Origin of the sequence: Providencia sp. PROV061 (assembly GCF_011045655.1) — a bacterium.
In the GTDB taxonomy this organism is placed as follows: Bacteria; Pseudomonadota; Gammaproteobacteria; order Enterobacterales; family Enterobacteriaceae; genus Providencia; species Providencia hangzhouensis.
In genome coordinates, this window is record NZ_CP042861.1 from 4,435,139 (window position 1) to 4,459,002 (window position 23,864).

The following is a 23,864-nucleotide window of genomic DNA, read 5'->3' on the forward strand; positions in this document are numbered from 1 at the left end:
AGGTTCTTCAGTGAACAAATCATAACCAATACTGTCAATATGAATGAGAAATGTCTAGAATAGTCATTAATTCCCATTCACATTTTGGAAACTGCTCGAAAAATTTATGTCAGTCTTAAACGTATTACATTACCCAGACGAACGCTTACGCACAATTGCTAAGCCAGTAGACAAAGTTGATGCTTCTATACAGCGTATCGTTGATGATATGTTCGATACCATGTATGAAGAAGAAGGTATTGGCCTTGCAGCAACACAAGTTGATATCCACCAGAGAATCATCGTTATTGATGTGTCTGAAACTCGTGATGATCGCTTAGTTCTTATTAACCCTGAATTACTAGATAAATCAGGGGAAACGGGGATCGAAGAAGGTTGCTTGTCTATTCCAGAACAACATGGCTTCGTCCCTCGTGCTGAGCAGGTAAAAGTTCGCGCGCTAAACTATAACGGAGAGTCTTTTGAACTGGAGGCTGATGGTTTATTAGCTATCTGTATCCAACATGAGATGGACCACCTTGTTGGTAAACTATTCGTTGACTATTTATCGCCTTTAAAACGTCAGCGCATCCGCCAGAAAGTTGAAAAGTTAGACAGACTAAGAGCAAAAGAAGCCAAAAATAGCTAATTCGCTACATATAAATAGGGAAATTAACGTGTCAGAGCCATTAAAAATTATTTTTGCGGGTACCCCCGATTTTGCGGCCAAACATTTAGCTGCTCTCTTAGATACTAGACACCAAATCGTTGGCGTCCTCACTCGCCATGATAAACCTGCGGGAAGAGGTAAAAAGTTAACTCCGAGCCCTGTCAAGGTTCTCGCTGAAGAACACCAAATCCCTGTTTTTCAACCAGTATCTCTTAAAGATAGCGAAAACCAGCAGTGGATAAAAAACCAAAATGCAGACTTAATGATAGTTGTTGCCTATGGCCTGATTCTACCGCAAGCCGTTCTCGATATTCCTCGCTTAGGTTGCTTGAATGTTCACGGCTCTTTGTTACCTCGCTGGAGAGGAGCGGCACCAATTCAACGTTCTATTTGGGCTGGTGATACTGAAACGGGTGTGACTATTATGCAAATGGATGCAGGTTTAGATACTGGAGACATGCTTTACAAAGCAATTTGTCCAATTAACCCTAGTGATACAAGCGCCTCGTTATATGACAAGTTAGCAATAATAGGCCCAGAAGCATTAATTCATACTGTTGAAATGCTATCCTCAGGCCAATGCACAGCTGAAAAACAAGATGATTCATTAGCAAATTACGCTGAAAAATTATCAAAAGAAGAAGCTCGCATTAATTGGCAAGATGATGCTGTACATATTGAGCGCTGTATTCGTGCTTTCAATCCTTGGCCAATGAGTTATTTCATGGTTGAAGAACAACTCATTAAAGTTTGGCAAGCTGAAGCACTCGAAGAAGCACATGATAAGCAACCAGGAACAATTATTAGCGCTGACAAAAAAGGTATATGCATTGCCACAGGAAATGGCATACTAAATATTACTCAGCTACAACCGCCTGGCAAAAAAGCAATGAGTGCACAAGATATCCTAAACTCTCGTCGCGAATGGTTTACCCCAGAGCAAGTTCTAGCATAACGAACTTGTAAACTGCCTGATACCTTCAGGCAGTTTTATTTCAGTCACTAATGAATTCATCCTCACCATATGAAAAACACATATAATTTGCGTAGTATCGCGGCAACAGCAATTTTCCAAGTCCTTGATAACGGCCAATCATTAAGCACTGTACTGCCTGACTTACAACGCAATATCAATGATAAAGATAAAGCTTTATTACAAGAAATTTGCTTTGGCGTTTTACGTTATTTACCTAAACTTGAATGGTTTATTAGCCAGCTAATGGAAAAACCATTAACGGGTAAACAAAGAACCCTACATTACTTAATTATGGTAGGCATCTACCAGCTACTTTATACTCGTATACCGCCTCATGCTGCATTAGCAGAAACAGTAGATGGCGCAGTTGCACTGAAAAAGCCCCAATTAAAAGGGCTTATTAATGGCGTATTACGTTCATTTCAGCGCCAACAAGTACAATTAGAAGAAAGGATTGCTAACAACACTAGCCAATATTTACATCCAAGCTGGTTATTAAAACGCCTACAAACTGCCTATCCAGAGGATTGGCAATCTATTATTGAAGCAAATAACCAACGCCCACCTATGTGGTTAAGAGTAAACTCTCAACATCACACTGCTGCACAATATCTCAACTTACTAGAACAATCTGAGATAACCGCACATTTGCACCCCTCACATCCAAATGCTATTCGGTTAGATGAACCCACCGCAGTATCTCGTCTTCCGGGCTTTGAAGATGGCTGGTCAACAGTACAAGATGTCTCAGCTCAAGGCTGCGCTGAATTGCTAGAACCTCAAAATGGGGAAAGTATTTTAGATTTATGTGCAGCACCAGGTGGAAAAACAACCCATATTTTAGAATTATCCCCTAGAGCGAATGTTATTGCTGTAGATATCGATGAATATCGCCTTAAAAGAGTGAAAGAAAATCTAATTCGTCTTAAGCAACATGCTGTTGTTATACAAGGAGACGGCACACAGCCTGAAAAATGGGCGAAAGATCAGCAATTTGACCGTATTTTACTTGATGCACCTTGTTCCGCTACAGGCGTTATTAGGCGTCATCCTGATATTAAATGGCTACGCCGTGATTCGGATATAAATGAATTGGCGCAACTACAAGCTCAAATTCTCGAAGCTATCTGGCCTTATTTAAAACCGGGCGGTACTCTACTTTATGCGACATGCTCAATTATGCCCGAAGAAAATGGAAAGCAAATACAAAATTTCCTATCTAAACATAATGACGCCAGTCTAAATGATGGAACCGATGCTGGGTTACAAGTATTACCAAGTACTAATGGTGGTGATGGTTTCTTTTATGCACGCTTAGTCAAAAAAGTGTAGTAAATTGTAGCCAGCTCTCTGATATAGGAAGATGTAATGAAGATCATTATTCTAGGTGCTGGGCAAGTTGGCGGAACGCTTGCTGAAAATTTAGTTGATGAGAACAATGATATTACCGTCGTTGATACCGATGCTGATCGGTTACGTCAATTACAGGATCAATTCGATCTTCGAGTGGTAAATGGTCATGGCTCTCACCCTAGAGTGCTTCGAGATGCAGGCGCAGAAGATGCGGATATGTTAGTAGCCGTTACCAATTCAGATGAAACTAACATGATTGCCTGCCAAATTGCATATAGCCTATTTAATACCCCAAATAAAATAGCGCGTATCAGGGCGACTGAATATATCCGTGAAGCCGACAAATTGTTTCTACCTGAACAAATCCCGATTGACTACTTAATATCGCCAGAACAACTAGTTATCGACTATATCTATAAATTAATTCAATACCCTGGCGCCCTTCAGGTTGTAAACTTTGCAGAAGGCAAAGTTAGCATAGTTGCTGTAAAAGCTTATTATGGCGGCTCACTCGTTGGTAATGCACTATCGAGCTTACGCGAACACATGCCACATATTGATACTCGTGTTGTCGCTATTTTCCGTCAAGATAGACCTATTCGCCCTCAAGGCTCAACAATTATTGAAGCGGGTGATGAGGTTTTTTTTGTTGCTTCAACACAACATATCCGAGCCGTAATGAGCGAGCTGCAAAGACTAGAAAAACCATACAAACGTTTGATGATAGTCGGTGGTGGTAACGTCGGAGCCGGTCTAGCAAGGCGACTAGAAAAAGATTACAGCGTGAAACTTATTGAGCGCAACCAGAAGCGCGCAACAGAACTTGCTGAATTGCTGCATGATACCATTGTATTTTATGGCGATGCATCCGACCAAGAACTACTCACAGAAGAACATATTGAGCAAATGGATGTTTTTATTGCCCTAACAAATGATGATGAAGCTAATATTATGTCTGCTATGTTAGCAAAAAAAATGGGGGCTAAAAAAGCAATGGTTCTTATACAACGCTCTGCATACGTTGAACTCGTTCAAGGTGGGGTGATTGATATTGCGATTTCACCTCAACAGGCAACTATTTCTGCTTTATTAAGCCATGTAAGAAAAGCGGATATAGTCAATGTTTCATCTTTAAGAAGAGGCGTTGCGGAAGCTATTGAGGCAATTGCACACGGTGATGAAAATACGTCAAAAGTTGTTGGCAAAAAAATATCTGAAATTAAACTTCCTCCTGGAACTATTATTGGTGCAATTGTTCGTGAAGAAGAAGTCATTATAGCTAGTGATTACCATATAATTGAACAAGGTGACCATGTCATTATGTTTATTACAGATAAAAAGTATGTACCCGAAGTTGAAAAATTATTTCAGCCAAGTCCATTCTTTTTATAAAAATAGCAAATATTTGTAGCTTAATAATTTTAGCGACTATAATTTGTTAACCTAATACATGTTTTGTTTCAATTGAGTTATTTATTAAGGGGTCGTCTAATGAGCTTTTTAAAAGATTTCCGCGAATTTGCTATGAAGGGCAATGTAGTGGATATGGCAGTTGGTATTATTATTGGTGCTGCATTTGGTAAAATCGTATCTTCATTAGTTGCTGATGTCATTATGCCTCCGCTAGGTTTACTAATCGGAGGTGTTGATTTCAAATCATTCAGCGTAGTATTAAAAGAAGCGCAAGGTGATTTACCAGCAGTAGTACTAAATTATGGTATGTTTATACAAACCGTTTTTGACTTCGTTATTGTTGCGTTCGCTATCTTTATGGCAATTAAGGTCATGAATAAAGTTCGCCGTGAAAAAGAAGCCGCACCAGCAGAGCCGGCCCCACCATCTAAAGAAGAAGTTCTGTTATCAGAAATTCGTGATCTTTTAAAAGAACAAAATAAAAATTAACTAAAAGGCCAGTGGTAATAAGTAAATAAACCTATTACCGCTGGCCTCCCAGTTAACTGACTTCTTATTTTTTCTTTTCTTGTATAACTACCTTTTCCTTTTTTGTTTTTTTCAACTCTTTGGCGAAATAGTGGATCATGTAGTAATGCTTCAATCGCATTATCTTTAATCTCACCACGTTTATGTTGATATTTACTCATGATATACCCTCATATAATTAGCAGATTGTATAATTAATAAACTTTAGATGCGCCTTTTTCTAGTATTTCCATAATGGAGCAATAGGTTGTCGCATGTTCTTCTCCACAACATGCTGAACTTAACATCTTCAGCGAATCGCGCATAATAATAAGCTCTTGTATCTTTTTTTCAACTTCAAGTAATCTGAGATCAACAATCTGTTTAGATTCTTGGCAGGTATGATGTTCAGGATCCACTCGTATTGAAAGTAGTTCAGTGATAGCTTCTAAAGTAAAACCTAACTGTTTTGCATAACGAATAAAACGCAGTCGCTGTAGGTCTTGTTCCGTAAATAACCGATACCCACCTTCTGTTCTTTCTTTATGTCCCATCAAACCTTGTTTTTCATAAAAACGAATCGTATCAGGCGTCACATCTGCTAGCCTAGCAAGTTCACCTATCTTATACATGCTCATAATACTTACCTGTAGATATGGGTTAACCACGAAAAAATCAAGGGAATAAATTTATTTGAAGAAGTAAGAATAGCAGGTACAAAAAAACCGGGCAAATATACCCGGTTTTCTTGAAAGCGACAGCAGATTACTCTGCAGCTGCTTCTTGAGACTCAACAGCACGGTCAACAAGCTCGATGTAAGCCATCGGAGCGTTGTCACCTGTGCGGTAGCCACACTTAAGAATACGAGTGTAACCACCTGCACGAGCTGCGAAACGAGGTCCCAGTTCATTAAATAATTTTGCAACGATCTCGTTATCACGAGTACGTGCGAATGCCAGACGACGATTAGCTACGCTGTCGGTCTTGGCAAGAGTAATCAGCGGCTCAACGACGCGACGCAGTTCTTTCGCTTTAGGCAGAGTCGTCTTGATGATTTCATGACGAACTAAAGAACCTGCCATGTTACGGAACATAGCTTGGCGGTGGCTGCTGTTGCGGTTCAATTGACGACCACTCTTACGATGGCGCATGACCTTATCCTTCTCAGTAAAACCTTAACCTGTGATCTTAATCATCAGCAATACTTGCTGGTGGCCAATTTTCTAAGCGCATGCCCAGAGAAAGACCACGAGATGCCAAGACGTCCTTAATTTCAGTAAGAGATTTCTTACCAAGATTCGGAGTTTTAAGCAACTCAACTTCTGTACGCTGTACCAGATCACCGATGTAGTGGATAGCTTCTGCTTTGAGGCAGTTAGCAGAGCGGACAGTCAATTCCAGATCGTCAACTGGGCGCAATAAGATAGGATCGAATTCTGGTTTTTCTTCTTTAACTTCAGGCTGACGTACATCACGTAAGTCAACAAAAGCTTCAAGTTGTTCAGCCAGAATGGTTGCCGCACGGCGAATCGCCTCTTCAGGATCGATTGTACCGTTAGTTTCCATTTCAATAACTAACTTATCCAAGTCTGTACGTTGCTCAACACGAGCTGCTTCAACATTGTAGGCAATACGCTCTACTGGGCTGTAGCAAGCATCGACTAACAAACGACCGATTGGGCGCTCATCTTCTTCCGAATGAACTCGGGCAGAAGCCGGCACATAACCACGACCACGCTGTACTTTAATTCGCATATTAATAGATGCGCTTTCGTCAGTCAGGTGGCAGATGATGTGCTGTGGCTTGACGATTTCGACATCACCATCATGGATGATGTCGGCTGCAGTCACAGGGCCAATGCCAGATTTATTCAAGGTTAAAATAACTTCATCTTTCCCCTGAACTTTTACCGCCAGCCCTTTCAGGTTGAGGAGAATCTCCAGGATATCTTCCTGTACACCTTCTTTGGTGCTGTACTCATGCAGTACACCATCAATCTCAACCTCTGTCACCGCACAACCCGGCATAGACGAAAGCAGAATACGGCGCAGTGCGTTACCAAGAGTATGGCCAAAGCCACGCTCTAAAGGCTCAAGGGTCACCTTAGCGTGCGTCGAACTCACTTGCTCGATATCTACCAGGCGCGGTTTTAGAAACTCTGTCACAGAACCCTGCATTGTGTCCTCTCTTTGGTGCTAAGCTTTACTTGGAGTAAAGCTCGACGATCAGGTGTTCGTTAATGTCCGCAGACAAGTCAGTACGTTCAGGAATACGTTTGAACACACCTTCCATTTTAGCAGCATCAACTTCCAGCCAAGTTGGCTTCTCACGCTGTTCAGCCAGCTCTAAAGCAGCCTTAATACGAGACTGTTTTTTAGCTTTCTCACGAACGCTGATAACGTCATTCGGGGAAACCTGATAAGAAGCGATATTAACTACACGGCCATTTACCATGATAGCTTTATGGCTAACCATTTGACGTGCTTCTGCGCGAGTTGCGCCAAAGCCCATACGGTAAACGACGTTATCAAGACGACCTTCCAGCAAAGTCAGCAGGTTTTCACCTGTGTTGCCTTTCAGACGTGTTGCTTCTTTGTAATAGTTACGGAATTGACGTTCCAGAACACCGTAGATACGACGAACTTTTTGTTTTTCACGTAACTGGACGCCATAGTCAGACAGACGCGGTTTACGCGCACCGTGCTGGCCTGGAGCCTGTTCTAATTTACACTTGGTGTCAATCGCGCGAACACCAGACTTCAGGAAGAGGTCTGTTCCTTCGCGACGGCTCAGCTTGAGCTTAGGACCCAAATATCTAGCCATTTTCTTTCTCCAACAGTCCTAAAAAAAACGAAACGTATTAAACGCGACGTTTTTTCGGTGGGCGACAACCGTTATGAGGGATAGGAGTCACATCAGTAATATTAGTGATGCGGAAACCAGCGGCGTTCAGAGCACGAATTGTTGATTCGCGACCCGGACCCGGTCCCTTAACCATAACTTCCAGGTTCTTGATACCGTATTCTTTCACGGCTTCTGCGCAACGCTCTGCTGCAACCTGAGCTGCAAACGGAGTGGATTTGCGAGAACCACGGAAACCGGAACCACCGGCAGTTGCCCAACCCAATGCGTTACCTTGACGGTCTGTAATAGTAACGATTGTGTTGTTGAAAGAAGCATGGATATGAGCCACACCGTCTGAGACTTGTTTTCTTACACGCTTACGTGCACGAATTGGTGCTTTTGCCATTATTCAATACCCCGACTTATTTCTTGATCGGCTTACGCGGACCCTTACGGGTACGAGCGTTAGTCTTAGTACGCTGTCCGCGCACAGGAAGACCACGACGATGACGTAAACCACGGTAACATCCAAGGTCCATCAGACGCTTGATGCTCAGGGTAATTTCACGACGTAAGTCACCTTCTACAACGTATTTAGCAACTTCGTCACGCAGCTTGTCGATTTGTTCTTCAGACAGCTCACTGATCTTAACATTTTCAGCAATACCAGTTGCTTCACAGATAGCCTGTGAACGAGTTTTGCCGATACCGAAAATCGATGTTAAAGCGATTACAGTATGTTTATGATCAGGAATGTTAATGCCTGCTATACGGGCCACTATGCACTCCTAAGTTAAAATATACATTACTGTGCTGAAAAGCCCGTTTTCAGGATACTCAAACAATAATGTATCTTAGATAAAAAAGATTGGCTGGCTAATTTAGCCAGCTCAACCCAACTTTGCAAGAAAAAAATGCTTTTTCTTAACCTTGACGTTGTTTATGTCTTGGTTCAACACTACAAATTACACGAACGCTACCATTGCGACGAATAATTTTGCAGTTACGGCATAATTTCTTGACGGAAGCACGAACTTTCATTTTTACTCTCCGTAACTTCTAAGCAAACCATAATCACACTAAATGATTACTTACCTTTCAGGTTTGCTTTCTTCAATGCAGACTCATACTGACTTGACATCATCAGAGTTTGCACTTGAGCCATAAAGTCCATGATAACGACAACCACGATTAAGAGGGAAGTACCACCAAAATAGAAAGGTACTTTCATTGCGTCACGCATGAACTCCGGGATTAGGCAGATGAAGGTAATATATAATGCGCCAACTAATGTTAAGCGAGTCATTACCTTATCAATGTACTTGGCCGTTTGCTCTCCCGGACGAATTCCTGGTACAAATGCACCGGACTTCTTCAGGTTATCTGCTGTTTCTCTCGGGTTGAAAACCAACGCCGTATAGAAGAAACAGAAGAAGATGATCGCAGATGCATAAAGTAACACATATAACGGTTGACCAGGCTGTAAATACATAGAAATTGTAGTCAGCCAGTCCCAGCCAGTTCCATCACCAAACCAAGAAGCTATTGTACCCGGGAATAGTATGATACTGGAAGCAAAAATTGCAGGAATTACACCCGCCATATTCACTTTTAACGGTAAATGTGTACTTTGTGCTGCGTAAACACGGCGGCCTTGCTGACGTTTAGCGTAATTAACGACGATACGACGTTGACCACGTTCCATAAACACAACAAAGAATGTAACCGCGAATACTAACACCGCAACCAACAGCAACAGGAGGAAGTGCAGATCGCCTTGCCGAGCTTGCTCGATGGTATGGCCAATAGCCGGCGGTAATCCCGCAACAATACCAGCAAAGATAATGATAGAAATACCGTTACCGATACCTCTTTCAGTTATCTGCTCACCTAACCACATAAGGAACATAGTCCCCGTGACCAAGCTAACAACAGCCGTAAAGTAGAACGGGAGACCCGGATCAATAACTAACCCTTGCATCCCTGGCATATTCGGTAGACCCATTGCAATACCAATAGATTGGAATATTGCTAATACCAGAGTACCCCAACGAGTATATTGGCTTATCTTCCGACGACCTGCTTCTCCTTCCTTCTTAATCTCTGCTAACCGTGGATTAACCACTGATAATAATTGGATGATAATCGATGCCGAAATATACGGCATGATACCCAAAGCAAAGATAGAAGCACGGCTAAGAGCACCACCAGAGAACATGTTAAACATTTCAATGATGGTGCCTTGTTGCTGTTCGAGCAATTTGGCAAGCACAGTGGCATCAATACCAGGGATTGGAATAAAAGAACCAATTCGGAAAACAATTAGCGCACCAATTACAAACAAAAGTCTGCGTTTAAGTTCGCCAGCTCCACCCTTGGCACTTTGAAAATCTAATCCTGGTTGTTTAGCCATCTGTCACTTATTCCTCAATTTTACCGCCGGCAGCTTCGATTGCAGCGCGAGCACCTTTAGTAACACGAAGGCCACGTACAGTAACTGCACGGTTCACTTCGCCAGACAGAATAACTTTCGCATATTCAATCTGGATGCCAACAACGTTCGCGGCTTTCAGTGCGTTCAGATCAATAACATCGCCTTCAACAGCAGCAAAATCAGACAGACGAATCTCTGCAGTGATCATTGCTTTGCGTGAAGTGAAGCCGAATTTCGGCAGACGACGGTATAAAGGCATCTGGCCACCTTCGAAACCACGACGTACGCCACCGCCAGAACGAGATTTCTGACCTTTGTGACCACGGCCGCCGGTTTTACCGAGACCAGAACCGATACCACGACCTACGCGTTTAGGCGCGTGCTTGGCACCTTCAGCCGGAGACAGAGTATTTAAACGCATCTCTTACTCCTCAACTTTAACCATGTAGGAAACCAAGTTGACCATACCACGTACAGCAGGAGTATCCTCGCGCTCTACTGTATGACCAATGCGACGCAGACCTAAACCGACCAGTGTTGCCTTATGCTTAGGCAGACGACCGATTGAACTGCGAACTTGTGTAATTTTAATAGTCTTAGCCATAGCCGATTACCCCAGAATTTCTTCGACGGATTTTCCACGCTTAGCTGCGACCATTTCTGGAGACTTCATGCTGTCTAAAGCATCCAGTGTTGCACGAACCACGTTGATTGGGTTAGTGGAACCATAGGTTTTAGCCAGTACGTTGCGAACTCCAGCTACTTCTAAAACAGCACGCATTGCACCGCCGGCAATGATACCGGTACCTTCGTGAGCAGGTTGCATAAACACACGAGAACCAGTGTGTGTACCTTTCACAGGGTGGAACAATGTGCCGTTGTTTAGAGCAACGGTTTTCATACTGCGACGGGCTTTTTCCATCGCTTTCTGGATTGCTGCCGGAACTTCGCGCGCTTTGCCGTAGCCAAAACCAACGCGACCGTTACCATCACCAACTACAGTCAGTGCGGTAAAGCTGAAAATACGGCCACCTTTAACGGTTTTTGCTACGCGGTTTACCGCGATCAGCTTTTCCTGCAGTTCGCCAGCTTGTTTTTCGATGTGAGCCATCTTACACCTCTACCTTAGAACTGAAGGCCAGCTTCACGGGCAGCATCTGCCAGTGCCTGGACTCTACCATGATATTGGAAACCAGAACGGTCAAAAGCAACAACAGTGATGCCTTTTTCCAGTGCGCGTTCAGCAATTAATTTACCAACTACTGCTGCTGCATCTTTGTTTCCAGTGAATTTCACTTGCTCATTGATAGCTTTTTCTGTAGTAGAAGCTGCAACCAATGTTTCAGAACCGTTCGGTGCGATAACCTGCGCATAAATATGGCGTGGAGTACGATGTACCACCAGGCGAGTCGCACCCAACTCTTGGATCTTACGGCGTGCGCGGGTCGCACGACGGATACGAGCTGCTTTCTTATCCATAGTGTTACCTTACTTCTTCTTAGCCTCTTTGGTACGCACGATTTCATCGGCGTAACGAACACCTTTACCTTTGTAAGGCTCAGGACGACGGTAAGCACGCAGTTCTGCTGCAACTTGACCAATCACTTGCTTATCCGCACCTTTCAGTACGATTTCAGTTTGTGTTGGACATTCAGCAGTAATGCCTGCTGGCAGTGCGTGTTCAACCGGATGCGAGAAACCTAAAGACAAGCTTACTGCATTGCCTTTGATTGCTGCACGGTAACCAACACCGACCAGTTGAAGCTTTTTAGTGAAGCCTTCGGTAACACCAACAACCATTGCATTACACAGTGAACGAGTAGTACCCGCTTGTGCCCATGCATCATCAAAACCTTCGCGTGGTGCGAAAGTCAGTTGATTGTCTTCGCTTTTAACTTCAACTGCATTATGGATAGTACGAGTAAGCTCGCCGTTTTTACCCTTAATCGAAATAACCTGACCGTTGAGTTTTACCTCTACGCCGGCAGGAATGACGACGGGTGCTTTTGCCACACGAGACATTCTTTCCTCCCGAATTAAGCTACGTAGCAGAGAATCTCGCCACCAAGACCAGCTTGGCGAGCTGCACGATCAGTCATGACACCTTTAGAGGTAGAAACAACAGCGATACCTAAACCAGCCATAACTTGTGGCAGCTCATCTTTTTTCTTATAGATGCGCAGACTTGGGCGGCTTACACGCTGAATGCTTTCTACAACAGCCTTACCTTGGAAATAACGTAAAGTCAGTTCCAGTTCTGGCTTGATGTCGCCTTCAATTTTAAAATCTTCAATATAACCTTCTTCCTTCAGCACTTTGGCAATTGCCACTTTCAGCTTGGAGGAAGGCATGGTGACCGCAACTTTGTTCGCGGCCTGACCGTTACGGATACGGGTCAGCATATCCGCGATGGGATCTTGCATGCTCATCTGTCTTTACTCCCGTGATTCAAATGGAATTACCAACTTGCCTTTTTAAGGCCCGGGATTTCACCGCGCATAGCGGCTTCACGGACTTTAATACGGCTCAGACCAAACTTCCGCAGGAAACCGTGCGGACGCCCTGTTTGACGGCAGCGGTTACGCTGACGAGAAGGACTTGAATCACGTGGCAGTGTTTGCAGCTTGAGAACAGCGTCCCAGCGATCTTCATCAGATGCTTTAACATCAGAGATGATAGCTTTCAGTTCTACGCGTTTTGCGAAGAATTTCTCAGCTAATTTAGCACGTTTAACATCACGCGCTTTCATAGATTTCTTAGCCATGAGTACCCTGCCTTACTTGCGGAACGGGAAGTTGAACGCTGCTAACAGTGCGCGACCTTCGTCATCTGATTTCGCAGTAGTGGTGATAGTAATATCTAAACCACGTACGCGATCCACTTTATCGTAATCGATTTCAGGGAAGATGATTTGTTCACGAACACCCATGCTGTAGTTACCGCGACCATCGAAAGACTTAGCGGACAAGCCACGGAAGTCACGAATACGTGGTACAGCAATAGAAATCAGACGCTCAAGGAACTCCCACATGCGTTCGCCACGCAGGGTTACTTTACAGCCGATTGGATAGCCCTGACGGATTTTGAAGCCTGCAACAGATTTGCGTGCTTTGGTGATCAAAGGTTTTTGACCTGAGATCGCTGTTAAATCAGCTGCTGCATTATCCAGCAGTTTTTTATCAGCAATCGCTTCACCAACACCCATATTCAGGGTGATCTTCTCGACCCGAGGGACTTGCATGACAGAAGTGTAGCTAAACTCGGTCATGAGTTTATTAACTACTTCGTCTTTATAGTAATCATGCAGTTTCGCCATCGTATACTCCAAAAATTACTTGATAGTTTCACTGTTAGATTTGAAGAAACGGACTTTTTTGCCGTCTTCGAATCTAAAGCCTACACGGTCAGCCTTACCAGTTGCCGCGTTAAAGATTGCAACGTTAGAAACTTGAATAGCCGCTTCTTTTTCAACGATGCCACCTGGTTGGTTCAGAGCCGGTACAGGCTTCTGATGTTTTTTAACCAGATTGATACCTTCAACGATAACTTTACTAGAAGAAATAACCTGCTTTACTTTACCGCGCTTACCTTTGTCTTTCCCAGTTAGCACGATAACTTCGTCATCACGACGGATTTTCGCTGCCATAGTTCGCTCCTTAGAGTACTTCAGGTGCCAGAGAGATAATTTTCATAAACTTCTCGTTACGAAGTTCACGAGTTACCGGCCCAAAAATACGCGTACCGATTACTTGCTCACTGTTATTATTTAATAACACACAAGCATTACCATCGAAGCGAATGACAGAACCGTCAGGGCGACGTACACCCTTCTTGGTGCGCACCACTACCGCTTTCAGGACATCACCCTTTTTAACTTTACCGCGTGGAATTGCTTCTTTAACAGTAATTTTAATGATGTCGCCTACATGTGCATAGCGACGGTGCGAGCCACCTAGAACCTTGATACACATTACGCGACGTGCACCGGAGTTGTCGGCCACGTTCAGCATAGTCTGTTCTTGGATCATTTTAGTGCTCCGCTAAATGTCAACTACTACTGAGCCACCTCATTATGAAGAGGCCGTTCAAATATACCCATACTACGAGGGCGCGGCATTATAACACCACATCATCGTGTTGGACAGAAAAAAATAAACGGCTCAATCAAAAAGAGCCGTTTATTCATCAAGAAAAGTTATTCTATTACAGAACAGCTTTTTCTACAACGCGAACTAAGGCCCAAGACTTAGTCTTAGACAGTGGACGAGTTTGGCGGATTTCTACCACGTCACCGATTCCACATTCATTGTTCTCGTCATGTACGTGCAATTTAGTCGTACGACGGATGAATTTACCATACAGAGGGTGTTTCACCATACGTTCGATAGCAACAACAATAGATTTCTCCATTTTATCGCTAACTACACGACCTTGCAGAGTACGGATTTTATCGCTCATTACGCACCTGCCTTCTCAGTCAGTAAAGTCTTCACACGTGCGATATCGCGACGCACTTGTTTCAACAGATGAGACTGTTGCAGCTGACCGCTTGCAGCCTGCATACGTAAATTAAATTGTTCACGTAACAGGTTCAAAAGTTCAGCATTCAGCTCTTCAACGCTTTTTTCGCGCAGCTCTTGTGCTTTCATTACATCACCGTCTTAGTTACAAAGGTGGTTTTGATAGGCAGTTTCGCTGCTGCCAGAGAGAATGCCTCACGAGCCAGCTCTTCAGGCACACCGTCCATTTCGTACAGTACTTTACCAGGCTGAATTAAGGCAACCCAATATTCTACGTTACCTTTACCTTTACCCATACGAACTTCGAGTGGTTTCTCAGTGATTGGTTTGTCTGGGAACACACGGATCCAGATTTTACCTTGACGCTTAATAGCACGGGTCATAGCACGACGTGCCGCTTCGATCTGACGTGCAGTCAGACGACCACGGCCAACAGCTTTAAGACCGAAAGTGCCGAAGCTAACATCCGTACCTTGCGCTAGACCACGGTTGCGGCCTTTGTGCACCTTACGGAATTTTGTACGCTTTGGTTGTAACATCAGCGACTCTCCTTACTTGCGGCCTTTACGCTGCTGCTTTTTAGGTTGAGCAGCTGGTTTCTCAGCTTGTTCAACAGCAGCCATACCACCCAGAATCTCACCTTTGAAGATCCATACCTTAACGCCGAGAACACCATAAGTGGTGTGCGCTTCTGAAGTGTTGTAATCGATATCAGCACGTAATGTGTGCAGTGGCACACGGCCTTCACGATACCACTCGGTACGAGCGATTTCAGCACCGCCTAAACGGCCACTGACTTCAACTTTAATACCTTTAGCGCCCAGACGCATTGCGTTCTGTACCGCACGCTTCATAGCACGACGGAACATAACACGACGTTCCAGCTGTGAAGAAATGCTGTCAGCAACTAATTTAGCGTCTAGTTCTGGTTTACGAACTTCGGCGATATTGATTTGCGCAGGAACACCAGCGATATCCGCTACTGTTTTACGCAGTTTTTCAACGTCTTCACCTTTCTTACCGATAACGATACCTGGGCGAGCAGTGTGAATAGTCACACGGATGCTTTTCGCAGGACGTTCGATAACGATGCGAGAGATTGACGCTTTTGCCAATTCTTTATTCAAGTACTGGCGTACTTTGTAATCGCTGTCTAGGTTGTCAGCGAATTCATTGGTGTTCGCATACCAGGTAGAGTTCCAAGGTTTGACAATACCCAGGCGAATACCATTAGGATGTACTTTCTGACCCATTGCTAGTCTCCAGAGTCTCAGCGATCGGACACAACCACAGTAATGTGGCTGGTGCGCTTAAGAATACGATCTGCACGGCCTTTCGCACGCGGCATGATGCGTTTCATGGTTGGACCTTCGTCTACGAAAATTTTCGCAACTTTCAGGTCATCAATGTCAGCGCCATCGTTTTGCTCTGCGTTAGCAATTGCAGATTCAAGTACTTTCTTCACTAAACCAGCAGCTTTCTTGTTGGTGTAGGTCAGAATTTCCAGAGCTTGCGACACTTTCTTACCGCGAATCAGGTCGGCAACTAAGCGAACCTTCTGGGCAGAAGAACGAGCGTGGCGATGCATAGCTAAAGTTTCCATCTCTTCCTCCTATCCTTAACGTTTCTTAGCTTTCTTATCTGCCGCGTGGCCGCGATAAGTGCGAGTCGGTGCGAATTCACCCAGTTTGTGACCAACCATTTCGTCGGTTACGAAAACTGGAACATGCTGACGACCATTATGGACAGCGATGGTCAATCCGATCATATTAGGAAAGATCGTTGAACGACGGGACCAAGTCTTAAGAGGCTTCTTGTCTCCGCTTTCCACCGCTTTCTCTACCTTCTTCAGCAAGTGCAGGTCAATAAAAGGACCTTTCTTGAGAGAACGTGGCATGGTTTATCCTCTAATTATTTTTTAGAACGATGACGTACGATGAATTGATCAGTACGCTTGTTACTACGAGTTTTCTTACCTTTGGTTTGAACGCCCCATGGTGTTACTGGGTGTTTACCAAAGTTACGGCCTTCACCACCACCATGTGGATGGTCTACTGGGTTCATCGCAGTACCGCGAACGGTAGGACGAACACCACGCCAGCGGCTAGCACCAGCTTTACCGAGAACACGTAACATATGTTCAGCGTTACCAACTTCACCAAGAGTTGCACGGCAATCAGCTAAAACTTTACGCATTTCACCAGAACGCAGACGTAATGTGACATAAGCACCATCACGAGCAACGATTTGAGCGTAAGTACCTGCTGAACGCGCTAACTGTCCACCTTTACCTGGTTTCAGTTCGATGTTATGAACTGTAGAACCAACAGGGATGTTGCGCATCGGCAGTGCGTTACCAGCTTTGATTGCTGAATCAACACCAGATTGAATCTGGTCGCCAGCTTTCAGGCCTTTTGGTGCAAGAATATAACGACGTTCACCGTCTTTATATAGAACCAGTGCAATGTTCGCAGAACGATTTGGATCATATTCCAAACGCTCAACAACTGCAGGAACACCGTCTTTGTTGCGTTTGAAGTCAACTAAACGATAATGCTGCTTATGGCCACCACCGATATGACGGGTAGTGATACGGCCATTGTTGTTACGACCACCGGATTTGCTGTTTTTTTCTAACAGCGGAGCATAAGGTTTACCCTTATGCAGCTCAGGGTTAACCACTTTAACTACGTGGCGACGGCCCGGAGACGTAGGTTTACATTTAACAACTGCCATTGTTCTTTACTCCTCCGACTTACTCAGCACCGCTAATGAAGTCCAAATTTTGGCCTTCTTTCAGCGTGACGTAAGCTTTTTTCCAGTCGCTACGACGACCGAAACGCTGACCGTGGCGTTTAGTTTTGCCTTTAACCAGCAAAGTGTTAACACCTTCAACTTCAACTTCAAACAGTTTCTGTACAGCAGCTTTGATTTCTGCTTTAGTCGCGTCTTTCGCAACTTTGAGAACGATGGTATTGCTTTTTTCCATCGCTGTAGAAGCTTTTTCAGATACATGCGGCGCGCGCAGTACTTTTAGCAGACGTTCTTCACGGATCATGCCAGCATCTCCTCAACTTGCTTCACAGCATCAGCAGTCATAACCACTTTGTCGAAGGCGATCAGGCTAACCGGGTCAATACCTGCTGCATCACGAACGTCAACCTTATACAGGTTACGCGCTGCTAAAAACAGATTTTCATCTAATTCAGCAGTGATGATCAGAACATCTTCCAGAGCCATATCTTTCAGTTTCTGTGCCAGCAACTTAGTTTTAGGTGCTTCAACAGAGAACTTCTCGACAACGATCAGACGATCTTGACGTACCAACTCAGAGAGGATGCTTTTTAAAGCACCACGGTACATCTTCTTATTAACTTTTTGACTGTGGTCCTGTGGTTTAGCTGCGAAGCTAACACCACCAGAGCGCCAAATTGGGCTCTTTACTGAACCAGAACGTGCACGGCCAGTACCTTTTTGACGCCATGGTTTTTTACCTGAACCAGAAACTTCAGCACGAGTTTTCTGAGCACGAGTACCTTGACGAGCACCAGCTGCATACGCAACAACTACTTGGTGAACAAGCGCTTCATTGAAATCACGCCCGAAGGTAGTTTCGGAAACAGTCAGCGCGCTTTGCGCGTCTTTCATTACCAATTCCATTCCTATCTCCTCGACGTTAAGCCTTGACAGCCGGTTTTACGATCAGGTTGCTACCAGTTGCTCCTGGAACAGCACCTTTGACCAGCAGCAGGTTGCGCTCAGCGTCAACACGTACTACATCTAGGCTTTGAACAGTTACACGCTCATTACCCAGTTGGCCTGCCATTTTCTTGCCTTTAAACACTTTGCCCGGAGTCTGGTTTTGACCGATAGAACCCGGAACACGGTGAGACAAGGAGTTACCGTGAGTAGCATCTTGAGTACGGAAATTCCAGCGCTTAACTGTGCCGGCAAAACCTTTACCTTTAGATGTACCAGTAACGTCGACTTTTTTAACGTCAGCGAAAATTTCAACGCTAATGCTTTGACCTACTGTGTATTCTGCACTGTCTTCAATGCGGAATTCACGCAGGATACGGCCAGCTTCGACGCCAGCTTTAGCGAAATGACCTGCTTCAGGCTTAGTTACACGATTAGCTTTTTTGCTACCGGTAGTAACCTGAATTGCATTATAACCGTCAGTTTCTGCAGTTTTAACCTGAGTAACACGGTTATTTTCAATTTCGATAACAGTTACAGGTATAGAAACGCCATCTTCAGTGAAGATACGAGTCATACCGACTTTCTTACCGACTAAACCTTTCATTGTTTCAACCTCTCAATCGTTCGACGACCTGATTAACCCAGGCTGATCTGCACGTCAACGCCGGCAGCCAGGTCCAGACGCATCAGAGCATCAACGGTCTTTTCGGTTGGCTCAACGATGTCAACCAGACGCTTGTGAGTGCGAATTTCGTACTGATCACGCGCATCTTTGTTAACGTGCGGAGAAATCAGAACGGTAAAACGCTCTTTACGTGTCGGCAGCGGGATAGGACCACGAACTTGCGCACCAGTGCGCTTAGCAGTCTCTACGATTTCCGCAGTTGATTGATCGATTAAACGATGATCAAAAGCTTTCAGGCGGATACGGATTCTTTGGTTCTGCATGAGACCAGAGCTCCAACTATTTTATAAACGTAAATGATTACTCCTCGTACCCATTTCGATTGATGGGAGAGTGTAATCGTTCTTGATGTAACTTCCAAATCGGAAGTATTGTCTAAATGAGCAACAAATTGTTAACTCAATACTGATATTTCAGTCCTAAAATATAGGGCTTACTCATCAGTAAGCCCGCGCATTATACGTAAATTATAGGGAAACGCAAGCAATCGAGGAAAATATGTGCGAATTTTCTAGGGGAGTAATGGAAAAAACCTCAACCATGGAATACACAGTGGTTGAGGTTAGTTATTAACTTAATAAAACAACAGTACGGAATAAGACTTTATTCTTCTTTAACTTGTGCTTGAAGATAGTTTTGAATTCCCAAACGATTAATCAGCTCTAGTTGAGTTTCTATCCAATCAATATGATTTTCTTCATCAGCTAAAATTTCAATCATCAGGTCTCGACTTACGTAGTCATGAACCGAATCTGCATACTTAATAGCTTCCTTTAGATTTTTTGCCCCATCGATTTCAAGCTGTAAATCTGACTTCAGCATTTCTTCAACATCTTCACCAATATTCAATTTGCCAAGATCTTGTAAGTTAGGAATACCTTCGAGGAAAAGAATTCGCTCTATATATTTATCTGCGTGCTTCATTTCATCAATTGATTCGTGATATTCCATCTCATTGAGACGTGTAAGCCCCCAATTTTTAAACATGCGTGCATGCAAAAAATATTGGTTAATTGCAACTAACTCATTGCCCAGTAGTTTATTTAGGTGGGCTATCATTTTTTTATCGCCTTTCATTTCTACCCTCCATCGCTTCCAGTCTTTTAAGTGTAGTACTGAAATTGATGTTAGTGTGATTTTTACACAATGTATTTAAACAAAAGGTGATAAATATGGTGGGAATAATTTGACTGGTATTAAATACTATGCGACTTCAGTTGCGCACGCATCCTCAAAAATCATTTGCTCTTCATATAAAATTGCCTTCGTCTGCCGAATACATTTTCCACATTCTAAGCCTACAGGCAGAATTTGTCGTAGACCCTTTAGTGAGGTCACTTGATACTTTCTTGCGGCATTTCTGATCTGTTTATCAGTAATGGCTTCACAAAGGCAGATGTACATGATGCTTACCTGTATAAATCACATACAGATAGTTTAAATAAAAATGATTTGCATTTCAATTATCATTACTAATGATTTACAAAGATCATTTACCACTGAGCGATTAATTACACAAGCAAATGAAATCAAAAGAAAAAATAACTTTTAATATGAATAATTCGGCTAATATATAGCAACGTAATACTGTAATTTTATGTAGTCAAAATTTTGCTTATAACAACAAAAGGGCACCTAAATAAGGTGCCCTTTTTTAAAACTAGATAAAGCTATGTATTATGCAATAATTTTTGCAACAACACCCGCACCTACAGTACGGCCACCTTCACGGATTGCGAAACGTAAACCGTCGTCCATCGCGATTGGGTGGATCAGGGTAACGATCATGTTGATGTTATCACCTGGCATTACCATCTCTACGCCTTCTGGCAGTTCGATAGTACCTGTTACGTCAGTTGTACGGAAGTAGAACTGTGGACGGTAACCTTTGAAGAATGGAGTATGACGACCACCTTCATCTTTGCTCAGAATATAAACTTCTGATTCAAATTTAGTGTGTGGCTTGATTGAACCTGGTTTCGCCAGTACTTGACCACGTTGAATTTCTTCACGCTTAGTACCACGCAGCAGAACACCAACGTTCTCACCTGCACGACCTTCGTCTAACAGTTTACGGAACATTTCAACGCCAGTACAAGTTGTTTTAACCGTGTCTTGAATACCAACGATTTCAACTTCTTCACCAACTTTGATGATACCACGCTCAACACGGCCTGTTACTACTGTACCACGACCTGAGATTGAGAATACGTCTTCGATTGGCAGTAGGAATGGCTTGTCAATTGCACGCTCTGGTTCTGGAATGTAAGTATCCAGGTGGCCTGCTAATTCAACAATTTTCGCTTCCCACTCTGGGTTGCCTTCCAGCGCTTTCAGAGCTGAACCACGAACAACTGGAGTGTCGTCGCCTGGGAAATCGTATTGAGACAGAAGTTCACGAACTTCCATTTCGACTAATTCTAACAGCTCTTCGTCGTCTACCATGTCACATTTGTTCAGGAAAACGATGATGTAAGGAACACCAACCTGACGACCTAACAGGATGTGCTCACGAGTTTGTGGCATTGGGCCATCTGTCGCAGCAACAACCAGAATTGCACCGTCCATCTGAGCAGCACCAGTGATCATGTTTTTAACATAGTCGGCGTGTCCTGGGCAGTCTACGTGTGCGTAGTGGCGAGTTGGAGTATCGTATTCTACGTGTGAAGTAGAGATGGTGATACCACGCGCTTTTTCTTCTGGTGCGTTATCGATTTGGTCGAATGCACGAGCAGAACCGCCGTAAGTTTTAGCCAGAACAGTAGTGATAGCTGCTGTCAGAGTAGTTTTACCGTGGTCAACGTGGCCGATAGTACCAACGTTAACGTGCGGTTTTGAACGTTCAAATTTTTCTTTAGACATTAGATTGTCCCTCTAAGACACGGAATCGGTGGTTAAACCACATCAACCAAGCAAGAATTATTTCGCTTGTTTTTTTCAGGAGACAAATCAGGGAGATAAGTGAGAACATAAAGGAAGTGGTGCTGATAGGCAGATTCGAACTGCCGACCTCACCCTTACCAAGGGTGTGCTCTACCAACTGAGCCATATCAGCACATCTTGGAGCGGGCAGCGGGAATCGAACCCGCATCATCAGCTTGGAAGGCTGAGGTAATAGCCATTATACGATGCCCGCAATGAACTCGGCTACCTGAGTTATCAGCTGTTAAACTGTTCCTCAAAATTTTCTCTTAAGAAAATTTCTTGGAGATGGTGGTGGGAGAAGGATTCGAACCTTCGAAGTCTGTGACGGCAGATTTACAGTCTGCTCCCTTTGGCCGCTTGGGTATCCCACCTATCCAAATTTTTAATGGTGCCGGCACCAAGAGTCGAACTCGGGACCTACTGATTACAAGTCAGTTGCTCTACCAACTGAGCTATGCCGGCATCAAGTGCTGCGCATTCTAGGTAGAGTCGGCGCAGGTTGCAACAAAAAAATTAACTTTTTTGTTTGTTCGCTCACATTTTGTTCGCTTTTCGCATTTTTGTTGATTTTTTAACTGTTTTGAGCTTAAAACATCAACAACAGCTGTTAACTATAGTCCATTATCATTTGGTCAGTAAAGGGAGAAAAAGGCTTAAAATTTTTAAAATTATTATTTTTTATTCGATATCACAGTTTTACCCTCTTATTCTTAGGTGTTTTTTTCATCACTCAGTATCATTTTTTCTGCCTGCATCAAAAAAAACTGATAAAAAATAGAAAAAAACCTACGCCTCCCCACTTTCCCTCGCTATGATGCTAGCAAATTTTATGGATACGGGTGTTTAGGCAACCTGTCCAACCTGCATAAAATAGGCAGATGTTGGTTTATGAAAAAGAAAGAAAATTTTATTACTACGCCATACTTAGAGTTTGATAGAGAACACTGGGCAACTTTACGTGATTCAGTACCGCTTACATTAACATCGAGTGAACTTCTAGAGTTAAAAGGGATTAACGAAGAACTCTCTATGGAAGATGTTATAGAAATTTATCTACCTTTATCGCGTTTACTGAATTTTTATATTAGTTCAAACTTACGTCGTCAGGCTGTTCTAGAGCAATTCCTTGGAACTAATGGCGCAAAAGTGCCTTATATTATTGGTATAGCAGGTAGTGTGGCCGTTGGTAAAAGTACAACAGCACGTTTGCTGCAAGCGCTACTCACTCGTTGGCCTGAACACCGTAAAGTCGACTTGATCACAACTGATGGTTTTTTACATCCTAATCAAGTATTAAAAGATAGGAATATCATGAAGAAAAAAGGTTTTCCGCAATCTTATGATATGCGAAAACTAGTCAACTTCGTGTCGCAAATAAAATCAGGTGCACGTAATGTTAAGGCTCCGGTTTATTCGCATTTAACGTATGATATTGTCCCTGATGAAGAACAGGTAATTGATCAACCTGATATTTTAATACTCGAAGGGCTGAATGTCTTACAAAGTGATATGGATTATCCACAAGACCCCCATCATGTATTTGTATCTGACTTTGTTGATTTCTCCATTTATGTTGATGCTGCACCTGAATTATTAAAGCAATGGTATATCGGTCGGTTCCTTAAATTTAGGCAAGGTGCATTCTCAGATCCTGATTCTTACTTCCATAGTTATTCTAAACTTAGGGAAGAAGAGGCAATTAATATTGCTAGCTCTATTTGGGATGAAATTAATGGACTAAACCTTGAAGAAAATATATTACCAACAAAGGAAAGAGCCAGTTTAATTATGACTAAAGGTGAGAATCATTCTATTCAGAGTGTTAGATTAAGAAAGTGATTATTTATATTGGCC

General features: G+C 43.4%; 38 protein-coding genes, 4 tRNA genes and 1 pseudogene. 6 read left to right on the plus strand and 37 right to left on the minus strand.

The genetic code is table 11. From position 1 onward, the window contains the following. Window positions 1-106 precede the first annotated feature (106 nt). The 5 genes from def (at window position 107) to mscL (ending at window position 4,880) form a co-directional block, all read left to right on the plus strand. Entirely contained in the window at window positions 107-628 is a 522-nt protein-coding gene (def, locus tag FVA72_RS20515; RefSeq protein WP_004265511.1) for a peptide deformylase, read from the plus strand. Between the two features lie 28 nt (window positions 629-656). Then, on the plus strand, window positions 657-1,604 hold the full coding sequence (gene fmt, locus FVA72_RS20520; RefSeq protein WP_004265508.1) for a methionyl-tRNA formyltransferase: 948 nt from the start codon (window positions 657-659) through the stop codon (window positions 1,602-1,604). A gap of 69 nt (window positions 1,605-1,673) precedes the next feature. Continuing rightward, entirely contained in the window at window positions 1,674-2,957 is a 1,284-nt protein-coding gene (rsmB, locus tag FVA72_RS20525) for a 16S rRNA (cytosine(967)-C(5))-methyltransferase RsmB (RefSeq protein WP_110591022.1), read from the plus strand. 36 nt (window positions 2,958-2,993) lie between these two features. Continuing rightward, the gene (trkA, locus tag FVA72_RS20530) at window positions 2,994-4,370 is read left to right on the plus strand and encodes a Trk system potassium transporter TrkA (protein WP_004265502.1); all 1,377 of its coding nucleotides are present in this window, start codon (window positions 2,994-2,996) and stop codon (window positions 4,368-4,370) included. Between the two features lie 99 nt (window positions 4,371-4,469). Further along, the gene (mscL, locus tag FVA72_RS20535; RefSeq protein ID WP_004265501.1) at window positions 4,470-4,880 is read left to right on the plus strand and encodes a large-conductance mechanosensitive channel protein MscL; all 411 of its coding nucleotides are present in this window, start codon (window positions 4,470-4,472) and stop codon (window positions 4,878-4,880) included. On the opposite strand, the pseudogene FVA72_RS20540 reads toward mscL, so the two are convergent. From FVA72_RS20540 to FVA72_RS20720, 37 genes and pseudogenes are all read right to left on the minus strand, one after another. After that, window positions 4,881-5,080: pseudogene (locus tag FVA72_RS20540) on the minus strand (alternative ribosome-rescue factor A). A 33-nt stretch (window positions 5,081-5,113) separates the two neighbouring features. Continuing rightward, window positions 5,114-5,530, minus strand: coding sequence for a Zn(2+)-responsive transcriptional regulator (zntR, locus tag FVA72_RS20545; protein ID WP_036959225.1), 417 nt, complete (start codon window positions 5,528-5,530; stop codon window positions 5,114-5,116). A gap of 133 nt (window positions 5,531-5,663) precedes the next feature. Further along, window positions 5,664-6,050 carry a 50S ribosomal protein L17 gene (rplQ, locus tag FVA72_RS20550; protein WP_004907152.1) on the minus strand — a complete coding sequence of 129 codons (387 nt, stop codon included), beginning with the start codon at window positions 6,048-6,050 and terminating at the stop codon, window positions 5,664-5,666. A 37-nt stretch (window positions 6,051-6,087) separates the two neighbouring features. Continuing rightward, complete coding sequence (locus FVA72_RS20555; protein WP_004265491.1) at window positions 6,088-7,077, minus strand: DNA-directed RNA polymerase subunit alpha; 990 nt, start codon at window positions 7,075-7,077, stop codon at window positions 6,088-6,090. A 25-nt stretch (window positions 7,078-7,102) separates the two neighbouring features. Further along, on the minus strand, window positions 7,103-7,723 hold the full coding sequence (gene rpsD / locus FVA72_RS20560) for a 30S ribosomal protein S4 (RefSeq protein ID WP_004265487.1): 621 nt from the start codon (window positions 7,721-7,723) through the stop codon (window positions 7,103-7,105). A 37-nt stretch (window positions 7,724-7,760) separates the two neighbouring features. Next, the gene (gene rpsK / locus FVA72_RS20565; RefSeq protein WP_002919257.1) at window positions 7,761-8,150 is read right to left on the minus strand and encodes a 30S ribosomal protein S11; all 390 of its coding nucleotides are present in this window, start codon (window positions 8,148-8,150) and stop codon (window positions 7,761-7,763) included. A 16-nt stretch (window positions 8,151-8,166) separates the two neighbouring features. Further along, window positions 8,167-8,523, minus strand: coding sequence for a 30S ribosomal protein S13 (gene rpsM / locus FVA72_RS20570; RefSeq protein ID WP_004907144.1), 357 nt, complete (start codon window positions 8,521-8,523; stop codon window positions 8,167-8,169). 145 nt (window positions 8,524-8,668) lie between these two features. Then, entirely contained in the window at window positions 8,669-8,785 is a 117-nt protein-coding gene (gene rpmJ, locus FVA72_RS20575; protein WP_004265484.1) for a 50S ribosomal protein L36, read from the minus strand. A 46-nt stretch (window positions 8,786-8,831) separates the two neighbouring features. Continuing rightward, window positions 8,832-10,157 (minus strand): preprotein translocase subunit SecY, encoded by a 1,326-nt coding sequence (secY, locus tag FVA72_RS20580; RefSeq protein ID WP_004265481.1) that lies wholly within the window; start codon window positions 10,155-10,157, stop codon window positions 8,832-8,834. Between the two features lie 7 nt (window positions 10,158-10,164). Then, window positions 10,165-10,599: a 50S ribosomal protein L15 gene (gene rplO, locus FVA72_RS20585; protein WP_004265478.1), complete on the minus strand. Its 435-nt coding sequence runs from the start codon at window positions 10,597-10,599 to the stop codon at window positions 10,165-10,167. Between the two features lie 3 nt (window positions 10,600-10,602). After that, window positions 10,603-10,782, minus strand: coding sequence for a 50S ribosomal protein L30 (rpmD, locus tag FVA72_RS20590; protein ID WP_004265475.1), 180 nt, complete (start codon window positions 10,780-10,782; stop codon window positions 10,603-10,605). Between the two features lie 6 nt (window positions 10,783-10,788). After that, window positions 10,789-11,289 carry a 30S ribosomal protein S5 gene (gene rpsE / locus FVA72_RS20595; protein WP_004265471.1) on the minus strand — a complete coding sequence of 167 codons (501 nt, stop codon included), beginning with the start codon at window positions 11,287-11,289 and terminating at the stop codon, window positions 10,789-10,791. Between the two features lie 14 nt (window positions 11,290-11,303). Then, a complete protein-coding gene (gene rplR / locus FVA72_RS20600; protein WP_004265467.1) occupies window positions 11,304-11,657 on the minus strand; it encodes a 50S ribosomal protein L18 in 354 nt (117 codons plus the stop codon). A gap of 9 nt (window positions 11,658-11,666) precedes the next feature. Next, window positions 11,667-12,200, minus strand: coding sequence for a 50S ribosomal protein L6 (rplF, locus tag FVA72_RS20605; RefSeq protein WP_004265464.1), 534 nt, complete (start codon window positions 12,198-12,200; stop codon window positions 11,667-11,669). 14 nt (window positions 12,201-12,214) lie between these two features. Then, entirely contained in the window at window positions 12,215-12,607 is a 393-nt protein-coding gene (gene rpsH, locus FVA72_RS20610; protein WP_004907134.1) for a 30S ribosomal protein S8, read from the minus strand. Window positions 12,608-12,636: 29 nt separating this feature from the next. Next, the gene (rpsN, locus tag FVA72_RS20615) at window positions 12,637-12,942 is read right to left on the minus strand and encodes a 30S ribosomal protein S14 (RefSeq protein ID WP_004265458.1); all 306 of its coding nucleotides are present in this window, start codon (window positions 12,940-12,942) and stop codon (window positions 12,637-12,639) included. Window positions 12,943-12,954: 12 nt separating this feature from the next. Beyond that, a complete protein-coding gene (rplE, locus tag FVA72_RS20620) occupies window positions 12,955-13,494 on the minus strand; it encodes a 50S ribosomal protein L5 (protein ID WP_004265455.1) in 540 nt (179 codons plus the stop codon). 15 nt (window positions 13,495-13,509) lie between these two features. After that, a complete protein-coding gene (gene rplX / locus FVA72_RS20625; protein WP_004265452.1) occupies window positions 13,510-13,824 on the minus strand; it encodes a 50S ribosomal protein L24 in 315 nt (104 codons plus the stop codon). Window positions 13,825-13,834: 10 nt separating this feature from the next. Continuing rightward, complete coding sequence (rplN, locus tag FVA72_RS20630) at window positions 13,835-14,206, minus strand: 50S ribosomal protein L14 (protein WP_004265449.1); 372 nt, start codon at window positions 14,204-14,206, stop codon at window positions 13,835-13,837. 175 nt (window positions 14,207-14,381) lie between these two features. Continuing rightward, entirely contained in the window at window positions 14,382-14,636 is a 255-nt protein-coding gene (gene rpsQ / locus FVA72_RS20635) for a 30S ribosomal protein S17 (RefSeq protein WP_004265446.1), read from the minus strand. Next, a complete protein-coding gene (gene rpmC / locus FVA72_RS20640; RefSeq protein ID WP_004265442.1) occupies window positions 14,636-14,827 on the minus strand; it encodes a 50S ribosomal protein L29 in 192 nt (63 codons plus the stop codon). The genes rpsQ and rpmC overlap by 1 nt, the downstream gene beginning before the upstream one ends. Continuing rightward, complete coding sequence (gene rplP, locus FVA72_RS20645; RefSeq protein WP_004265436.1) at window positions 14,827-15,237, minus strand: 50S ribosomal protein L16; 411 nt, start codon at window positions 15,235-15,237, stop codon at window positions 14,827-14,829. Before rplP ends, rpmC begins: the two co-directional genes overlap by 1 nt. Before the next feature lie 12 nt (window positions 15,238-15,249). Beyond that, window positions 15,250-15,951, minus strand: coding sequence for a 30S ribosomal protein S3 (gene rpsC, locus FVA72_RS20650; RefSeq protein WP_004265433.1), 702 nt, complete (start codon window positions 15,949-15,951; stop codon window positions 15,250-15,252). Between the two features lie 17 nt (window positions 15,952-15,968). Beyond that, window positions 15,969-16,301 carry a 50S ribosomal protein L22 gene (rplV, locus tag FVA72_RS20655; RefSeq protein ID WP_004265430.1) on the minus strand — a complete coding sequence of 111 codons (333 nt, stop codon included), beginning with the start codon at window positions 16,299-16,301 and terminating at the stop codon, window positions 15,969-15,971. 15 nt (window positions 16,302-16,316) lie between these two features. Continuing rightward, on the minus strand, window positions 16,317-16,595 hold the full coding sequence (gene rpsS, locus FVA72_RS20660) for a 30S ribosomal protein S19 (RefSeq protein WP_004265426.1): 279 nt from the start codon (window positions 16,593-16,595) through the stop codon (window positions 16,317-16,319). A gap of 14 nt (window positions 16,596-16,609) precedes the next feature. Beyond that, window positions 16,610-17,434, minus strand: a complete 825-nt coding sequence (gene rplB, locus FVA72_RS20665) for a 50S ribosomal protein L2 (RefSeq protein ID WP_004265422.1) — start codon at window positions 17,432-17,434, stop codon at window positions 16,610-16,612. Between the two features lie 19 nt (window positions 17,435-17,453). After that, window positions 17,454-17,756 (minus strand): 50S ribosomal protein L23, encoded by a 303-nt coding sequence (gene rplW, locus FVA72_RS20670; RefSeq protein ID WP_004265420.1) that lies wholly within the window; start codon window positions 17,754-17,756, stop codon window positions 17,454-17,456. Further along, a complete protein-coding gene (gene rplD, locus FVA72_RS20675; protein ID WP_004265418.1) occupies window positions 17,753-18,358 on the minus strand; it encodes a 50S ribosomal protein L4 in 606 nt (201 codons plus the stop codon). The genes rplW and rplD overlap by 4 nt, the downstream gene beginning before the upstream one ends. A 16-nt stretch (window positions 18,359-18,374) precedes the next feature. Next, window positions 18,375-19,004, minus strand: coding sequence for a 50S ribosomal protein L3 (gene rplC, locus FVA72_RS20680; protein ID WP_004265414.1), 630 nt, complete (start codon window positions 19,002-19,004; stop codon window positions 18,375-18,377). A gap of 32 nt (window positions 19,005-19,036) precedes the next feature. Next, window positions 19,037-19,348: a 30S ribosomal protein S10 gene (gene rpsJ / locus FVA72_RS20685; protein ID WP_001181005.1), complete on the minus strand. Its 312-nt coding sequence runs from the start codon at window positions 19,346-19,348 to the stop codon at window positions 19,037-19,039. A gap of 340 nt (window positions 19,349-19,688) precedes the next feature. Further along, a complete protein-coding gene (gene bfr, locus FVA72_RS20690; RefSeq protein ID WP_094963184.1) occupies window positions 19,689-20,162 on the minus strand; it encodes a bacterioferritin in 474 nt (157 codons plus the stop codon). 126 nt (window positions 20,163-20,288) lie between these two features. Next, window positions 20,289-20,489 (minus strand): bacterioferritin-associated ferredoxin, encoded by a 201-nt coding sequence (gene bfd, locus FVA72_RS20695; protein WP_004265412.1) that lies wholly within the window; start codon window positions 20,487-20,489, stop codon window positions 20,289-20,291. 273 nt (window positions 20,490-20,762) lie between these two features. Beyond that, window positions 20,763-21,947, minus strand: coding sequence for an elongation factor Tu (tuf, locus tag FVA72_RS20700; RefSeq protein ID WP_004264373.1), 1,185 nt, complete (start codon window positions 21,945-21,947; stop codon window positions 20,763-20,765). Between the two features lie 117 nt (window positions 21,948-22,064). Further along, a tRNA-Thr gene (locus tag FVA72_RS20705) sits at window positions 22,065-22,140 on the minus strand. Window positions 22,141-22,146: 6 nt separating this feature from the next. Further along, a tRNA-Gly gene (locus FVA72_RS20710) sits at window positions 22,147-22,221 on the minus strand. Window positions 22,222-22,296: 75 nt separating this feature from the next. Continuing rightward, window positions 22,297-22,381 (minus strand) — tRNA-Tyr (locus tag FVA72_RS20715). Between the two features lie 15 nt (window positions 22,382-22,396). After that, window positions 22,397-22,472: transfer RNA gene (locus FVA72_RS20720), tRNA-Thr, on the minus strand. Window positions 22,473-22,898: 426 nt separating this feature from the next. On the opposite strand from FVA72_RS20720, the gene coaA reads away from it, so the two are divergent. After that, complete coding sequence (coaA, locus tag FVA72_RS20725) at window positions 22,899-23,849, plus strand: type I pantothenate kinase (RefSeq protein ID WP_004264367.1); 951 nt, start codon at window positions 22,899-22,901, stop codon at window positions 23,847-23,849. Window positions 23,850-23,864 lie beyond the last annotated feature (15 nt).

What these genes read in the sequence shown, in the direction of transcription:
- def (WP_004265511.1), top strand. Translation starts at nt 107, where the DNA reads ATGTCAGTCTTAAACGTATTACATTACCCAGACGAACGCTTACGCACA.
- rsmB (WP_110591022.1), top strand. Translation starts at nt 1,674, where the DNA reads ATGAAAAACACATATAATTTGCGTAGTATCGCGGCAACAGCAATTTTC.
- trkA (WP_004265502.1), top strand. Translation starts at nt 2,994, where the DNA reads ATGAAGATCATTATTCTAGGTGCTGGGCAAGTTGGCGGAACGCTTGCT.
- mscL (WP_004265501.1), top strand. Translation starts at nt 4,470, where the DNA reads ATGAGCTTTTTAAAAGATTTCCGCGAATTTGCTATGAAGGGCAATGTA.
- zntR (WP_036959225.1), bottom strand. Translation starts at nt 5,530, where the DNA reads ATGTATAAGATAGGTGAACTTGCTAGGCTAGCAGATGTGACGCCTGAT.
- rplQ (WP_004907152.1), bottom strand. Translation starts at nt 6,050, where the DNA reads ATGCGCCATCGTAAGAGTGGTCGTCAATTGAACCGCAACAGCAGCCAC.
- FVA72_RS20555 (WP_004265491.1), bottom strand. Translation starts at nt 7,077, where the DNA reads ATGCAGGGTTCTGTGACAGAGTTTCTAAAACCGCGCCTGGTAGATATC.
- rpsD (WP_004265487.1), bottom strand. Translation starts at nt 7,723, where the DNA reads ATGGCTAGATATTTGGGTCCTAAGCTCAAGCTGAGCCGTCGCGAAGGA.
- rpsK (WP_002919257.1), bottom strand. Translation starts at nt 8,150, where the DNA reads ATGGCAAAAGCACCAATTCGTGCACGTAAGCGTGTAAGAAAACAAGTC.
- rpmJ (WP_004265484.1), bottom strand. Translation starts at nt 8,785, where the DNA reads ATGAAAGTTCGTGCTTCCGTCAAGAAATTATGCCGTAACTGCAAAATT.
- secY (WP_004265481.1), bottom strand. Translation starts at nt 10,157, where the DNA reads ATGGCTAAACAACCAGGATTAGATTTTCAAAGTGCCAAGGGTGGAGCT.
- rplO (WP_004265478.1), bottom strand. Translation starts at nt 10,599, where the DNA reads ATGCGTTTAAATACTCTGTCTCCGGCTGAAGGTGCCAAGCACGCGCCT.
- rpmD (WP_004265475.1), bottom strand. Translation starts at nt 10,782, where the DNA reads ATGGCTAAGACTATTAAAATTACACAAGTTCGCAGTTCAATCGGTCGT.
- rpsE (WP_004265471.1), bottom strand. Translation starts at nt 11,289, where the DNA reads ATGGCTCACATCGAAAAACAAGCTGGCGAACTGCAGGAAAAGCTGATC.
- rplR (WP_004265467.1), bottom strand. Translation starts at nt 11,657, where the DNA reads ATGGATAAGAAAGCAGCTCGTATCCGTCGTGCGACCCGCGCACGCCGT.
- rplF (WP_004265464.1), bottom strand. Translation starts at nt 12,200, where the DNA reads ATGTCTCGTGTGGCAAAAGCACCCGTCGTCATTCCTGCCGGCGTAGAG.
- rpsH (WP_004907134.1), bottom strand. Translation starts at nt 12,607, where the DNA reads ATGAGCATGCAAGATCCCATCGCGGATATGCTGACCCGTATCCGTAAC.
- rpsN (WP_004265458.1), bottom strand. Translation starts at nt 12,942, where the DNA reads ATGGCTAAGAAATCTATGAAAGCGCGTGATGTTAAACGTGCTAAATTA.
- rplE (WP_004265455.1), bottom strand. Translation starts at nt 13,494, where the DNA reads ATGGCGAAACTGCATGATTACTATAAAGACGAAGTAGTTAATAAACTC.
- rplX (WP_004265452.1), bottom strand. Translation starts at nt 13,824, where the DNA reads ATGGCAGCGAAAATCCGTCGTGATGACGAAGTTATCGTGCTAACTGGG.
- rplN (WP_004265449.1), bottom strand. Translation starts at nt 14,206, where the DNA reads ATGATCCAAGAACAGACTATGCTGAACGTGGCCGACAACTCCGGTGCA.
- rpsQ (WP_004265446.1), bottom strand. Translation starts at nt 14,636, where the DNA reads ATGAGCGATAAAATCCGTACTCTGCAAGGTCGTGTAGTTAGCGATAAA.
- rpmC (WP_004265442.1), bottom strand. Translation starts at nt 14,827, where the DNA reads ATGAAAGCACAAGAGCTGCGCGAAAAAAGCGTTGAAGAGCTGAATGCT.
- rplP (WP_004265436.1), bottom strand. Translation starts at nt 15,237, where the DNA reads ATGTTACAACCAAAGCGTACAAAATTCCGTAAGGTGCACAAAGGCCGC.
- rpsC (WP_004265433.1), bottom strand. Translation starts at nt 15,951, where the DNA reads ATGGGTCAGAAAGTACATCCTAATGGTATTCGCCTGGGTATTGTCAAA.
- rplV (WP_004265430.1), bottom strand. Translation starts at nt 16,301, where the DNA reads ATGGAAACTTTAGCTATGCATCGCCACGCTCGTTCTTCTGCCCAGAAG.
- rpsS (WP_004265426.1), bottom strand. Translation starts at nt 16,595, where the DNA reads ATGCCACGTTCTCTCAAGAAAGGTCCTTTTATTGACCTGCACTTGCTG.
- rplB (WP_004265422.1), bottom strand. Translation starts at nt 17,434, where the DNA reads ATGGCAGTTGTTAAATGTAAACCTACGTCTCCGGGCCGTCGCCACGTA.
- rplW (WP_004265420.1), bottom strand. Translation starts at nt 17,756, where the DNA reads ATGATCCGTGAAGAACGTCTGCTAAAAGTACTGCGCGCGCCGCATGTA.
- rplD (WP_004265418.1), bottom strand. Translation starts at nt 18,358, where the DNA reads ATGGAATTGGTAATGAAAGACGCGCAAAGCGCGCTGACTGTTTCCGAA.
- rplC (WP_004265414.1), bottom strand. Translation starts at nt 19,004, where the DNA reads ATGAAAGGTTTAGTCGGTAAGAAAGTCGGTATGACTCGTATCTTCACT.
- rpsJ (WP_001181005.1), bottom strand. Translation starts at nt 19,348, where the DNA reads ATGCAGAACCAAAGAATCCGTATCCGCCTGAAAGCTTTTGATCATCGT.
- bfr (WP_094963184.1), bottom strand. Translation starts at nt 20,162, where the DNA reads ATGAAAGGCGATAAAAAAATGATAGCCCACCTAAATAAACTACTGGGC.
- bfd (WP_004265412.1), bottom strand. Translation starts at nt 20,489, where the DNA reads ATGTACATCTGCCTTTGTGAAGCCATTACTGATAAACAGATCAGAAAT.
- tuf (WP_004264373.1), bottom strand. Translation starts at nt 21,947, where the DNA reads ATGTCTAAAGAAAAATTTGAACGTTCAAAACCGCACGTTAACGTTGGT.
- coaA (WP_004264367.1), top strand. Translation starts at nt 22,899, where the DNA reads ATGAAAAAGAAAGAAAATTTTATTACTACGCCATACTTAGAGTTTGAT.